8 protein-coding genes are annotated in these 15,708 nt (G+C 41.7%); 6 read left to right on the top strand and 2 right to left on the bottom strand.

All coding sequences use genetic code 11. The features are described 5' to 3' along the window. Positions 1–182: 182 nt before the first annotated feature. A complete protein-coding gene (locus HYU69_13465) occupies positions 183–1,274 on the top strand; it encodes a PorP/SprF family type IX secretion system membrane protein (protein MBI2271346.1) in 1,092 nt (363 codons plus the stop codon). A gap of 83 nt (positions 1,275–1,357) precedes the next feature. Here the strand turns inward: HYU69_13465 and HYU69_13460 are convergent, their stop codons facing one another. Beyond that, positions 1,358–2,056, bottom strand: a complete 699-nt coding sequence (locus tag HYU69_13460; protein ID MBI2271345.1) for a response regulator transcription factor — start codon at positions 2,054–2,056, stop codon at positions 1,358–1,360. 358 nt (positions 2,057–2,414) lie between these two features. Between HYU69_13460 and HYU69_13455 the strand changes: the two genes are divergently transcribed. From HYU69_13455 to HYU69_13435, 5 genes are all read left to right on the top strand, one after another. Further along, positions 2,415–2,936, top strand: coding sequence for a hypothetical protein (locus tag HYU69_13455; GenBank protein ID MBI2271344.1), 522 nt, complete (start codon positions 2,415–2,417; stop codon positions 2,934–2,936). Between the two features lie 68 nt (positions 2,937–3,004). Next, positions 3,005–4,492 carry a hypothetical protein gene (locus HYU69_13450; protein ID MBI2271343.1) on the top strand — a complete coding sequence of 496 codons (1,488 nt, stop codon included), beginning with the start codon at positions 3,005–3,007 and terminating at the stop codon, positions 4,490–4,492. Positions 4,493–4,536: 44 nt separating this feature from the next. Continuing rightward, positions 4,537–6,483, top strand: coding sequence for a hypothetical protein (locus HYU69_13445; protein ID MBI2271342.1), 1,947 nt, complete (start codon positions 4,537–4,539; stop codon positions 6,481–6,483). A 152-nt stretch (positions 6,484–6,635) separates the two neighbouring features. Beyond that, positions 6,636–15,014, top strand: coding sequence for a hypothetical protein (locus HYU69_13440; protein ID MBI2271341.1), 8,379 nt, complete (start codon positions 6,636–6,638; stop codon positions 15,012–15,014). A gap of 6 nt (positions 15,015–15,020) precedes the next feature. Then, positions 15,021–15,491: a hypothetical protein gene (locus HYU69_13435; GenBank protein MBI2271340.1), complete on the top strand. Its 471-nt coding sequence runs from the start codon at positions 15,021–15,023 to the stop codon at positions 15,489–15,491. An 87-nt stretch (positions 15,492–15,578) separates the two neighbouring features. Here the strand turns inward: HYU69_13435 and HYU69_13430 are convergent. After that, the coding region (locus HYU69_13430) for a transposase (protein ID MBI2271339.1) at positions 15,579–15,708 on the bottom strand (130 nt) is incomplete at its 5' end.

Genomic DNA, 15,708 nt, shown 5'->3' with positions numbered 1-15,708 from the left:
GGCTTCGAATCATTGGGTTTTAATTTTCTACCAAGATTTCGCTCCTAACGGAGCTATTAAAATCCCGTAGGGATGGAATCTTGGTAGAAAAAAGAATAATTTTTAAAGTCCTGTAGGGGCGACATATAACATTTCAAATAGATAAATTTTAAACAGTTTCTTAAACGTAAAAATAAAGTATAATGAAAAAATTAATTCTGTTCCTGGCTGTTTGTGTTTCGGAGGCATTCGCGCAGGACGTGCATTTCTCTCAGTATGAATTTTCGCCATTAATGCTGAATCCCGCCTTGACTTCTGTTGACAAGCATTTGCAGGCTGCGGTTCAGCACAAAGATCAGTGGAGATCCCTGAACGGGTATCGTACATCCGCGCTGTCATTTGAAATGAAGTTCGATCCAAAGAATTGGATCAAGATAAAGCGAAAAACGGAAGTATATACTCCCAGGGGAGATGCAGGTTTCGCTTTTGGAATAAATGTGTTTTCCGATGTGGCAGGTGACGGAAATATGAAGCAGCTGGCCGCTTCGTTCGCCTTGGCATATCACCTCCAGGTAAGCGCTCATTCGCGTTTGTCAACAGGAGTAAAGGCAGGTATTATCCAAAGAAGCATCAGCCCCGAAGGATTGCGATTCAACAGTCAGTATACTCCTGGCGGCGCATACAGCTCCGGCATTTCATCCGGGGAATCCTTTTCATATCTGAATTTTATGAATGGAGATCTTTCCGGTGGAATTCTTTATAGTTATAATACAGAGGCCACTTCCATAAGCGCCAATGATCAAAAGTCGGTTAAAGTCGGATTTTCCATGGATCATTTAAATCGTCCCGGCCAAACATTTGTTTCAGGTAATTCGTTCGGGAAGCAATTCATTAAATGTACATTTCATGCCAATGTGCTGATCGGCATACACAATACACCTCTTTCAATTGGCCCATCGGCGTTGGTTTATTTACAGGGCGTTCAAAAGGAAGCCATAGCCGGTATACTTTTTAAATATTCGATCAGGCAGGAATCCAAATATACAGGAGTAAATAAGCCAAAGTCAATTTCAGCAGGCTGTTATTACCGGATGGCGGATGCATTTATCCCCACACTTCTTTACGAGTTCAACCAGTTTTCAGTCGGTATCAGTTATGATGTGAATGCTTCGGCACTTTCATCGGCAACGTGGGGTAGAGGGGGAGTTGAGATCGGGCTTCGCTTTTTTAATATCAGTCCGTACTTATATCAAAACAAGGTAAGCCAGGGCAGGGGTTCGGGATCAGGTCATTGATCGTTTGGTTGTCGGACCGGTGGTAAGTAGGTTCTGTGAAAAGATGAAGTCACTTTTTGGCGTTAGCGGCCTAAGCGAAAAATTTAAATTAAGCCTAATGCATTCACGTAAGTAATAAGGGAAGCGGTATTCTTCACATTTAACTTGTTTAACATATTATACCTGTGACTTTCCACCGTTCGTTTACTTATACTCAGCTCTTTCGCGATCTCGTCGTAAGGTTTTTTAACCGCTAAAAGTTTAATAATAGCTCTTTCCCGGTCAGTTAAGTGTATCCCTTTTGGAATTACTGCATTTTCCGAGCGTTTGGTTTTAGTGTTTTTATGCGAAGAGAGTCCGTCGTTACTGCTTTTAACAGGGGCCTGCAACTTAGGGATGATCGAATAGCTGTAATATGTTTCACCATTTAAAACGGTTTCAATAGCTTTTTTTAATTCAGCAGGACCAATATCCTTGAGTAAATAACCACGCACTCCGGCATCGACCATATTTTTAACATTAGCGTATTCATCATACCCGGAGACGGCCAGTATTTTCAGGTCAGGGGTTACCGTAAGCATTTGTTTCGCGACCTCAGCTCCATTCATGCCGCCTAAGTTGTAATCCAGAAGAATAATATCGTAATGTTTGTTTTTTGTTTTCTCCAACGCGTCATCGGTTACGGCTGAGTAATCAATGATATAATTAACGTCGCCGATCTGAGCGGTAAGCATTGTTTGTATCCCGTCTCTTATCATTTGATGGTCGTCTACAATAAGGATACTGATCTGTTTTTTTGCCATTTTCGGATTTTAACGTAAAGGGAGCGATTAATTTGTTTTTAAAATGAATGTAGGGCAGTTAAAGTCTGAATTTTGTCTCGCAAAGCTAAATTTTAAAACCACACAAGAGTGATTTTTAAAAAAATTATTAACAATTAAATTGCCTGGAAATCATTTTTTCTTCCATCACAGGTCTTTGATATATACCACTAAAGCCCAATAGCTGCCTGCGAAAGCCAAAACACTTAAGTGTTTTGGTGAATAAAAACACCTAAGTGTTTTGCGATATACACTTAAGTGTTTTAAGTAGAGCTGGTATAATTGGTTCTTTCACCAATGAAATTATTGTTTAATCTTGTGTCGAAAAAATTAATATAAAATGAAAAAAATAAACTGCCTGCTCATTATGCTGACGATCGGTATGTACAGCGAAGCTCAAACAATTACGGTTGCGGAGAATAAGATTCCTCCTGTTACAAATAATCGCGAACAGGCCTTTGCAGGTTTTGTAGAATCAGAAGAAACTAAACTGAACAAAGATATCGCACCCGATACCTCAACGCAAAAAACACCGGCTGAAAGAAAACATCTTTCTGTTATTCAGAAAAACATTTCAATAACAACGGCGCTTCCATCGGGATATGATACAACAAAGACATGGCAGGTAAAATTGGATATCGGCCTTACTCCAAAAGGAACCGAATGCTTTTCCGATAATTTTACTTTAAGCAAGAACACTCCAAAGTCAGAGGGCGCTGCGTTCTATAATAAAAACGGGCAACTCAATTACGAGGTTACCGTATCAGCAATCCGTAATTACCCGGTTTATATTACAGTAACTTTTACCGGTCCAAGTGGACAGGTTTCTACTCAGGAAACTATAATGAATATTAAAGAATAGTAATATAAATATCCACCATACCTTAAGTAGGCAATCAGAAACTTCAGCAACTTAAAAAATATATACGTATGAAAACAAAACTCTTTTTATGTGCTTGTGTTTTAATTATACCATACTGGTCGTATGCGCAATCTGCAAATTCAGGCGTAGGCTCAATGGTACCTCAATCAAAATTGGAGGTGAAAGGCAGCGGTACTACATCGGCAACTTCTGCTTTTGGGGTTAAAAATGCCAGTACAGGTGCTGATAGTTTGATGTTCATTATACAAAACGATGGCAATGTTGGGATCGGCATAAATGCCCCTACATCCCGTTTGCATACAGTAGCATCCGGAGCCAAAACAGCAAACTTCACCGGTAATTTTTTGTCGAACACGGCTACTTCTTCAACTGCATCAATAACAAAATATGGATTGGATCTGCAATCAACCGGAACATGGAACGGTACAAGCGCGGTAAATGTGGGTTTAAACATAAATGCAACAGGAGGAACAACAAATTACGCGGCGTTGTTTACCGGCGGGAATGTTGGTATTGGTAATTCATCACCCGCTAAAAAGTGCGAAGTTCTGGATAACTCTGCTGCTCAATTAAGATTGTCATACACCGCGGGGTCAGTTTATACTGATTTTCAAACTAATTCTTCAGGTGTATTGAATATTCAATCTTCAAGTACAAATATTTCTGTAGGCAATCCAGCTTCCAACTACATTGCATTAACTCCTTCCGTTGGGCAAATGTATTTTGCGTATGGCGGTAGTTATATATCTTTTACTGCAGTCAAGCCATTTGTCTTTTCTACTACAGGTAAAACTCCAGTAACCCTTGATGTAGTTGCTGCTGCAAGTGGTGCGCTTGTGGTTGATGGTACCGGTGTCAATGCCCCGGTTTTAGTTGTTAATAATAGCGCGACCATTTCAACAGGATACTTTACAAGTAGTTTGGTTCACGGTAAAGACATTGCAACAAGCGGGTGGTCGAGTATCCCTGTTCGTCCCGGTCGTCCTGCAGGTAATGCCAACAATGCAACCGGTTTAGATTTAACTATACAAGGAGGTCAGGGTACCGGCACAGGTGTGGGTGGTGATATCGTTTTTCAAACAAAGACCGCGGATGGAGGTACCTCGCAAACTTTATCAATATTGGGAACTCAGATGGTAATAAAACAAAATACCGGTAATGTTGGTATCGGGATAACTTCTCCAAACGTAAATCTTGATATGGATGGCGCTTTAGCCCTGAGAGCTTCATCTACTGTCAACCTTACCGCCGATAACCAGGTTGTAACTATTGGCGACAGAAGTTACCTGCGATTAAGCTCAGATGACGCGACCGGCGCTAACCGTTCCATTGTTTTAACACAGGGTTTACAGGCAGGACAGCTTCTTACCGTGGAGTTTACCGGAACCAACCAGGCAGAGTTATTGGATGATGGCGCTTTAAGCGGCGCGGGCAACCAGCGCTTGTCGGCTAACCTTACGCTTACTCAATACGATACTGTAAAATTAATATGGAATGGAACCGATTGGGTTGAAACAGCCAGGAGTGTTAATTGATTGATAAAATAGATCTCCGGCATATAAAAAAGCGTAAATAATTTATGTTCGAGAAAAAAATAATATTCTCTTTCGTTTCGATCATGCCGTTTTGGGCACTTTCCCAATCCACAAATTCGGGGATAGGCTCAACTGTCCCTCAATCCAAATTGGAGGTGAAAGGTAACGGTACTACATCGGCAACATCCGCTTTCTGCGTTAAAAATGCCAGCACAGGTTCGGATAGTTTAATGTTTATTATACAAAACGATGGGAATGTTGGGATTGGAACAAATGCTCCTACATCCCGTTTGCATACTGTGGCATCCGGTGCCAAAACGGTAAACTTTACCGGTAGTTATTTGTCGAATACTGCTACTTCTTCAACTGCATCAATAACAAAGTATGGATTGGATCTGCAATCAACCGGAACGTGGAATGGAACCAGTGCTTTAAATATTGGTTTGAATGTTAATGCAACCGGTGGAACAACAAATTACGCGGCGTTGTTTAATGGTGGGAATGTGGGGGTAGGGACATCAACACCTTCAACAGCGCTGAATGTGTACGGCACATTGCAAACAGGTCCTACCAGCGGTGGCAGCTCGAAAGTATTACTCGGAAATAACGCCGGTTATCAATTGGGGATGTACACCCAATGGAGTAGTGTTGGGTTTACTATGGGTTGGGAAAGTGGGTACAGCTTTTATACAAGATTTGCTACTGGAAATCAAGGATCACATATAACCGACTTTAGCGGCAGCGTTTCAAAAACAATTAGAAATTCGACTTCTTCTACATACATCGAGGAATACTCAAGCAAAAACTGGATTTTAGGATTTGGTGGAAGTGGTAGCGGTTATGTAATGTCTTTTGAAGATGGGCAATCATCACATGCTTCCAAAGGTTCAAGCGGTATTTTGTTTGCAAGACCAGGAGGAGCTTCGTATTGGACAAGAACGTATGACCCATGTCTAACAATTAGAAATGGTGCTTACATGACCGAAGCGGCTGGAAATCTTTTTGGAAATAAAGCGTATTGGTATCGGAATGGATTTATAGGAATTGGTACAGATAATACAGATGGTGCGGCGACTACTCCTTTGATTGGTGCCATTACGGTTAATCAGGGTACTAAAAGTGGATGGCTAAACTCAAGCCAAAGTACTCTTGCAACGATTTCAACAAGTGGAAGCAGTACGTTTGTTTCAACAAATAATTCAAACGGTGTTCCGGTTCAGGGTGTAACAGTTGGTACAGAAGTTACGGCGAATGGAATTACACGAACTGTTACAAATGTATCAATATCTGGTTTTTCTGTAAATTCAGCAGTTGACTGGTCAGCAGGTTATACTATGACCTATAAAAACCCCTACCTTTCTTTCAGAGATGGTACCGCTCCAATAATGCATGTAGATCCGAATGGTCTTGTAGGAATAGGAACAGCAACTCCAACTTCCATCCTACACACAATTGCCTCCGGTGCAAAAACCGCAAACTACACAGGCAACTATTTTTCAAATACAGCCACCTCATCTACTGCATCTATTAATAAATATGGTGCCGATATCCAATCAACCGGCACCTGGAACGGAACAAGCGCTGTTAACGTTGGGTTAAATGTAAATGCGACGGGCGGTACAACTAATTATGCCGCCTTGTTCAGTGGTGGTAATGTGGGTGTCGGTACCACAATGCCAAAATCCACTTTACATTCCTCCGGTTCAATCGGTGTAAAAACAACTTCCAAAACGGCTACGTACACCGCTGCCGACGAAACAGTTATACTGTGCGATGCCACATCCGCATCTTTTACGATCAATCTTCCTGCATCAACCGGTGTAACCGATCGCGTGTATATAATTAAAAAAACCGATAGCTCAGGAAATACAATAACTGTTGATGGTAATGCATCCGAAACAATTGATGGAGCCGCCACAAAAATCATTTCAACACAATACGATAGGGTAACTGTTGTTTGTGATGGTTCGAATTGGCATGTCATTGATTAGTCAGAGAATGGGAAATGAAATTAAATATGTGCCGGCCAACAATTTGCTTGTGCCGGGAGCGAAACGTAAAAGGGTCGGACATTATGTTACAAAACGCGTCAAAAAATAATATAACCACTTCCAAAGAGGTGGACTAAACCAACGTGATACATATGCAGGAAACAATTAATTACCGGGTTTACAGGAAAACATTATTCAGCACAGCATTATGCATGCTTGCCGGAATGTCGGTCCGCAGATTATTTTTAATAGCCGCATTATTTATTGCATGTAATGCGGAGTTGTATTCACAGACCTGTACCGGTTGTACTATAACCGTTTCAACTGTTGATGGAGGTACATACACAATTACCACCGGCCAAAAGTTATGCGTCACATCAACCGGTTTGTTACAGGGTACAATTACCCTTAACGGAGGTACTATTTGCAACGAGGGAGTTGTTCATCCATCAGCCTTTACGTTTACAGATGGCACCTTTAATAATTATGGGCAATTAAAGTACGATGGCATACTGTTAGTCTCAAACAGTTCGGTTTTGAATAATTATAATGATGGAGTAATAAGACTCAGCAATTCCCTGATAGTGGCCCCCGGAGCAAAGTATTTTTCTCCTTATGCAACAGCTCAGCTTATTATAACCCCTTGTGCTGCCGGCATAGTAGCAAGTGCGGGTGCTGACATTAACATCAGCGCAGGTACTCCCGCAACGATAGGCGGAAGCCCCACAGCCTCACATGGAACAGCCCCCTATACCTATTCGTGGTCGCCATCAGCAGGACTTAGCTCAACAACTGTCGCGAATCCGGTTGCGAATCCCGATTCCGGAATAATTTATGCGGTTACCGTGTTCGATGCCTTTGGCTGTTCCGGCAGCGATTCTGTAATCGTAAATATAAATTCTCATCTTATTCCCGATGCAGGGGCGCATAAAACAATTTGTTCCGGTTCTTCAGTCCGTTTAGGTAAAACTCCCGCGGTGTTTGGCGGTGTTGCGCCTTATACTTTTAGTTGGTCTCCATCAACAGGTTTAAGCAGTACCACTGTGTCGAACCCTGTTGCAAGCCCGACTTCAACAACCACTTATACGTTGACAATCACTGATACACATGGAACTACAGGTACAAGCACAATTGCCATTACTGTATTGTCGTTACCTACTGTAAATGCCGGAACGGCCCAAACAGTTTGTAGTGGTACCGCGGCAAATCTGGGAGGAAGCCCAACAGCTTCGGGAGGAGTTTCGCCATATAAATATTTGTGGAGTCCTATCGACAGTTTGAGCAATGATACAATAGCGAATCCTACAGCCAACCCATCCGTCACCACCACATATTCTGTATTGGTAGTTGACAGTAATAATTGCATGGCAAGTTCTGCTGTTATAATTACAGTAAAGCCGGAACGTATCGCTTTTGCAGGAGACGATATAAAAATATTTAAAAGAGACTCTGCTACCCTGGGGGGAAGTCCCACTGCTTCTTATGGAGTCCCACCTTATACGTATAGCTGGAGCCCGACAACTGCATTGAGCAGTAGTACGGTAGCAAATCCTAAAGCAAGCCCATCTGTTAAAACTACTTACGTGTTAACATTAAGCGATGCAAGCGGATGTACCGCTTTTACTGTCAGAGACACTGTAATTGTAAATGTTGACTCCCTGCCTTTTGCCGATGCCGGACAGGATTATACCATTTGCTTGCACGATTCGGTAACATTGGGAGGAAGCCCCGCTGGTAAAGGCGCAACACTTCCTTTAACGTATAGTTGGAGTCCGTCTACCGGTTTAAGTAGTGCGAGCATTGCAAACCCCAAAGCAAGTCCATCTGATACTACAACTTATGTACTAACTGTTACAGGGGCGGATTCGTACACACAAAAAGATACGGTAATTGTTAATGTTAACCCTGTGCCAACGGCCCACGCCGGAAATGATACTACGTCTTATTCCCTTGATTTTGTACTTGGACCAACTATAGTGGCTACCGGGGGCACTTCTCCTTATAGTTACAATTGGTTTATTGCCGGTGATGCCTCAGTGGGTGAGGTGGCCAATCCTCTTGTAAGGCTGACAGATACAACAACCTTTTTTCTGATGGTTACAGATTCCAATAGCTGTCATGCATTGGATACTGTCATTATTAACTTTAATAATATTTTTGGTTCGCTAAAGAATCTTGACTCCTGCACATGGACGATCAGTGGTATTGATTCGGCAAATTATACGGTCGGCTCGGGTCAAAAATTATGTATTCGTACCTCCGGGATTGCCAGGGGAACGATCACGCTTAACAGCGGCGGTAAAATTGCAAACTCAGGCAAGTTTGAACCGGCCTCATTTGTTTTTAATGGAGGTAAATTTTATAACAATATAACCGATGATTCAACCGGTGTAGTCCGGATAACAGGCAACCTCACGCTCGTGGATAGCTGCCATCTGTTAAACGATGGCATAGTTGAGGTAACAGGTAACTTTACCGAAAATTCGGTATCAATTATCGATAATACGGGTATAATTGAAGCGCAGGGAAACATGACAGTTGATGCGAGTACTTTTAATAACGATGGCGTGGTTACTTTAAATACAACTGATTTTACGATCACTGATTCTACTTCCGCTATTAATAACTATGGTACATTCAGAGGTATTGATTCCCTTATGAATTCGGCCACATTAAATATGGGCGACAATGCCCTGATCTTTACCAAAAACTTCTTCAACTATACTTCCGGTATTGTCCAAAAAATATCCGATTCAACTTCTACTTTCGGGGGAATAATGGTTTGTACACGTACTGAAAATTATGGAAACATTAATGACAGTATTGATATTTGTGACAAAAGCCCTTCTGCCGGGCCTGTTTACCTCGATGTAAACTCCGGTACTGTACAATCCACTGTTACCTATTGCCAGACTTTAGGTGTTTTGCAAGATTCCTCGGAGGTTTGTGGAAGTTGCCCGACATTAGCTATTGAAAATAGCGGCTGTGCAGGAGACCTGGTTACATTTACAGCAGTATCAACAAAAACATTTGATAATTACGAGTTTTTTCAAAATAATGTAAGGGTGCAAAACGGGCCCGAATCAGTTTATTCATTATTAGTCCCCGCTGTTTTGGCAGATACATTTACCGTGATTGGCACTTCGTATAATTCGCCATGTAAAAAAATATTCGGCGATACCATCATTATTCAGTCCAGGCCGACTGTAAGTTTACCTAATGATACCATTGTCGTTGCAGACAGTATAGTTTTGACTGCTTCCGGTGCATCTACTTACCAATGGGCTATTGTAGGAGATACCATATCGGGTACAGGTTCAACATTTAAGGTAGGTCCTGTTATTACAACCAGTTATATTGTGTATGGCATCAACAGTGGCGGATGTGTTGATACTGCCATTATTGAAGTACGTAAACCGATCCATATAAATTACGAAACGGAAAGTCCTACCTATTTTCTTCCATATTCAGGTGCTATTGATTTAACTATAACAGGAGGTCAGTTTCCGTTCAGCTTTTTGTGGAGTACCGGAAGCACGGAAGCCGGGTTAAGTTCGATTGTAAGCGGTGTTTATCATGTAACAGTTACTGATGCCGACGGCCTGGTAGATTCCGCTGATATTGAATTAGGTTATGCAGCCGACTGGACAACCACAGGAGCTTCATCAACCGGTAATAGTGTTACACGTACAGCCTCCGGCAGCGGTTGGGGAGCGGCAGGGTCGGTTTCGTCAAATGTTATAAGCAGTAACCAGGATGGATGGGCTGAGTTTGTAGTTGGCAGTACAGGTGTTTCCTATATGTTCGGACTTGGTACAGGAAATAATAACGGTGGATATGCAGGTATTAACTATGCCATCAATATGGACGCGGGCACATTAAAAATATATGAAAGCGGAACCTTAATTAGTACGGTTGGAAGTTGTGTGTCGGGAGATGTGATCAGGGTGGAACGTACCGGATCGTCCATTAAGTATGTAAAAAACGGAACAACATTGTATACCAGTTCCACGGATGCTTCACTTACGCTTATGATAAATACCGCCATCTATACTTCAGGAGCTTCGATAACTGCCATACAAGGCGGCTTTACAGATTACCCCGCGGCCGCGCAACAGGCCATGATTGGTTCGGGGGTGCAGGCGCTTTGTACCGGGGATCAAACAAAGAATTACACACACATTGTTAATTATGATGAAAATGGTAATGTAATAGGAGAAGCCAAAGCTTACTTTGATTATCTTGGCCGGGAAACCCAGTCGCAGGCGCGTTTAATGACAGAAAATGATATTATAGCCACTCAAAAAATTTACGATCTGTACGGAAGACCGGTTGTACAAAGTTTGCCTGCACCGATCGGCCAGGGCGATTTCTGCTTTAAACCGAATTATTTTTTCACAAATGCTTCAGGTGCAAACTACTCTAACAACGATTTTAATATTGCCAATTACACCAAATATCCGAACCGGATAAATCCGGGCGAAACAGACCGGCCCAACCCTGTTGGCAATACCATACCGAACAGTCTTGGCTGGTATTACAGCAATAATAATTATAGCGAAGCCTACGTACCTGCTTCGGCTTACCCTTATACAAGGGTTGAATATGATGATAATAATCTTGGAGCCGTTAGAAGAGGCACTTCCGCGGGTGAACTCCTGAATATGGGAAGCGGACACGAAACACAAACTTACCGGATGCCCGCTTTGAATGAATCGGATTATTTTTATGGAAAAGATTTAGGCTGGATAGTGGAGGATTATTCAGATCCAAGCAGTAACGGGCAGGGTACCATTACACCTGCCGACCTTGCATCAAACTCGCATATGATCAAAACTATTTCGGTGGATGAGAATGGGCAGGAAACGGTTGTGTTTACAGATACCGAAGGGAAACCACTTGCCAGCTGTTTGAGCGGACAGGTAAATGGTGCCAATGCGAATGTGATGAGTCTTAGCGTAACCTCGGTCGGATCATGGTTTGTTGATGTTCATTTGCCAAAAGGCTGCGAAAACAGTTTGGTAATTACCAACCCAGCTTCGTATAATAGTTATACTATATTAAATTTGAAAACCGGCACATTCGTAAAGTTTGGCAGCAGCACCACATTTAACGGAACTACTCCGAATTTACAACCCGGTTTCTATAGAATCATGTTCAAAAGTAGTGCTACTTCCGGCAGAGATGGCTTCAAACCTACCATAGCCTTCACACAGGATGTTAATTATTATAATTTCACAATTAATTATTATGATAAAGCGGGCCGTTTAAAGCTAACTGTACCTCCGGCAGGAGCCGACGAAGATTATACTCCTGCAACAAATACGGTACCCGATCACCTTTTGATCGCTTCAACTAATTACAATTCATTAGGGCAGGTTACATCATCCGTTACTCCCGATGCAGGGAAAACAGAATACTTATACAGGACAGACGGGCAACTGCGGTATTCCAAAAATGCACGTCAGCGCGCATCGAACGCAAGCAGTAATAACCAAAAATTTTCATACATAAATTATGATGATTTAGGGCGTGTTACAGAAACCGGGGAATATAACCCTTTGGCCGGCGGACAATCTTATACCATTTATTTTGATCAAAGTTTTGTTACTACAAATCCCGATCCTGCCGGTTGCACCCAGCAAACATATATTGCTTATACTGCTTCCGATGCGCCGCCTCTTTCATACGAACAAAATCACATGGCCGGAAAAGTTGCAAAGACATGGAATGCGGCCTCCTCTACCTGGTATAGTTACGATGAGTTGGGCAGGATAAGCTGGACAGTGCAAGAGATAATCGATATGCCATCCGGTACCGACGCGGTAAAAACCATTAATTATGAATATGATTTTAATGGAAATGTTACCGAAGTAGCCTATCAAAAGGAGGAAACCGGCGAAGATTTTTACCACTACTATGAATACGATGCCGATAAGCGCCTGAAAAAAGTATTTACCAGTACCGATGCTGGGACAACCAAAAGGGAACAGTCGGAATACGTGTATTATAAACATGGCCCGCTTAAACGGGTTCAATTGGCCAATAAACTGCAGGGGGTTGACTATGTGTACACTATTAACGGATGGCTTAAATCGATCAATAATCCGGAGCTGAATGAAAGAGATCCGGGTAAAGACGGAACAACTGCCGGCACAAGCCATTCTCCTGAAGATCTGTTCGGAACTACCCTGGATTATTTCGCCGGCGATTATTCACGGCAGGGCACCTTTATTCAAACATACGATACACCCGACATGTATAGCGGCCCGCCTGTTGCGGAACTGGCAAAAAATTTATACAATGGCATTATTAAAGATCAACGCTGGAAAACGGTTATTCCTTCCGGCGCGGGAAGCATACAGTATTCAAGTGATCAGTTAATGACGGCCTATTTGTACGATAATAAATACCAGCTTACCAGCTCTATCTTTGGTACCATCACCTCGCCCGGTAATTTAAATAAAGCGTATTCAAATGCAGTCGGAGGTCCGGGTTCTGCTTATGGGTACCAGGGACCTGTATTTAATGATGTGGATGATTATAAAGTATGGGGCTTAACTTACGACCCTAACGGTAATATTAAAACACTTAACCGCAATGGGTACACAGCTCATGCCGGAGGCTTGAATATGGACCAGCTTACCTATGGTTATAGCACAACCGGTGGTAGTCCCCCAAGGTTATTAAGCAATCAGCTGCGTAATGTAGTGGATGGGCATACCTCTACAAATTCCACTTTATACAATACCTTTGGCTTTGAACCCGGCCAAAGCGGTGCTTCGGCAAATTATGTGTATGATGAAACCGGGCAGCAAACAGAAGATAACAGCGCCGTGGCGCACGGAAACTTAAAAAGCTTTAATGATTACGATGTATATGGCAAGGTAACTGCCGTTTGGTCTAATTCCGCAAAAACCGCGCTCAGGGGACGATTTACATACGACGACAAGGGTTTTAGAATGAAAAAATCCGACGACATCACCGATACCTGGTATATACGCGATGGCAGCGGTAATGTAATGAGCACCTACGAAAAACCTACATCCGGAGGCTCTATCGCGCAGAAGGAACTTGGGTTGTTTGGCGATAAACGTTTGGGGATTTATGATGCAAGCGCCGGTACTTATTTGTATGAACTCACCGATCAGTTAGGAAACGTACGATCAACGTTTGCTTCGGCTACGCAAACTACTGTAACCACTAAGTTCGATGGTACAGAGGCCGACGATTACCTGTTTACATACAACACGAACATCGACTATACCGAGAACCATTCATCACCTGCCAATAAAACCGCCTCGGTAAAATTACCCCAAAAAAGTTACGGAACCGGCATTTTTAATACCCCCGTTAATTCGGGCCAAACAGTATCCGGTTCGTATTGGTACAAAGTTACAGGCGGCACACCCGATGCAATGCTGGTGTTTGCCTTAAACGATGCAACTACCAACCAGTTGCTGACCTGGCAGCCCGAACCTGTAGGCAGCTCCACTACATGGGCCCAGGTTACTTTTACATACACCGTAAGCGCCAATGGCTTGCTTAATATTTACCCCTGGAACAACGATGCCACACAAACCGTTTGGTTCGATGATCTCACACTAAACTTTAGCGGTACCGGAGCAGGTATTGCAAAAGCGGAAGCACAAAGCATGGCCGACTACTACGCACATGGTTCATTAATGCCGGGCCGTAATTATTTCGGAAGCCCTGCTTACCGCTATGGCTACCAAGGGCAGTTTGCGGAAAAAGACCTGGAAACCGGTAAAAATAGTTTTGAGTTACGTAACTGGGATGCTTTGCTGGGCAGGTGGAGTACCATTGACCCTTATGGGCAGCATCATAGCCCGTACATGGGTATGAGTAATAATCCTATTAATTTCGTGGATCCTAATGGTGGGGAAGATTATGAGAATGATGATATAATTGTTCGAGATATGAAAGGAAATGAATTGAGTCGAACAAAAACTGATGATAATTTTGATCTGATTTATGTGGTTGATAGTAGAGGGGTTGAATTTAGTCATTGGTTTACAGATGAATGGAGTCCTTTAGAATATAAGCCAACAGCTTTTCAACAATCAATGTATGCATGTGTTGATGCATTTGAAGAAGCGCTATTTGATTTAACACTTAATGCGGCGAGCGCTGGATTGGAAGCAGCAGCAACTAAATATTTGTTTAAGGGGATCAAAGCTGCATGGGCTGCAAGTCGTTTAGTAAATGGGGGAGTTAATGCTACTAAGGTTTTAAATTCAGCAAGTTCTGTATATAAGGGGACAACGATTTTAGGTCATGCTTTAAGTAAACATGCAGGACGAAATCCGAGTATTTGGGGTAAATTAGTTGGAAACCCTTCAACATGGCATAATCAAGCATTAAAACACTTTAATGACATAATGAATGCCTCTGGAAAATTTGTTGAAAAAATAAATCCGCAGGGTATTAAATTTCTCGAGAAAATGTTACCCGATGGACGAGGAATGAGACTTAACTTAGATGGAACTTTTAAAGGATTTATCGATTAATTAAACGTGAAGGAAACAATTGAAATATCGTTTGAAGATATTCGACTTGAAAAAATAGTTGAATTTTTTATATCAATACATTCAGAGTCGACTTTAATAAATTATCAATTTTCAATAGATGAATCGATATCATTAGTAAATATTAAATCTAACTTAGAGTTATTCAAGTTTTTCAACACTTCTTCTGACGGTTCTTTTTATTTCAATTTTTCCAACTTTAAATTAGGAGAATTTGAATTGCCAGAAATTGGTATTCAATTAATGAAGTATAATAATAAGTATGATTTAAATTTTCATTTTGGCTATCAATTCTTAAGAAATATTGCAATTATTCAAAATTGGGCAGGCGCACTTGCGCAAGAGTTAAAAGCAAAAATATATTACTGTGGATATGAACCTGCCAATGATTTAGAAACAAGATTTTTTACTGGGAGCATTTTGGGGCCGCTGAAGTATTCTGGAGGAGATCATATTTAAAAATGAATATTTTTTTGATATAATTAATTCAAAATTGTGAGCGATTTAAAATGTTAGTGTTTAAAATTGTTCACAATTAGAAACTGTTTAAATTTTATTCAATAATATTTTTATAGCTGCAAAATGAATCATTGCCTCACTTGTTTCAAGCAAATATTCAAAATCTTTACTCAATCTTCGTTGGTTTTCAAACCAAGAAAAAGTTCTTTCAATAATC

It is taken from the genome of Bacteroidota bacterium, from assembly GCA_016183775.1.
Taxonomy (GTDB): Bacteria; Bacteroidota; Bacteroidia; order JABDFU01; family JABDFU01; genus JABDFU01.
This window is presented reverse-complemented; position numbering and strand designations above follow the sequence as displayed.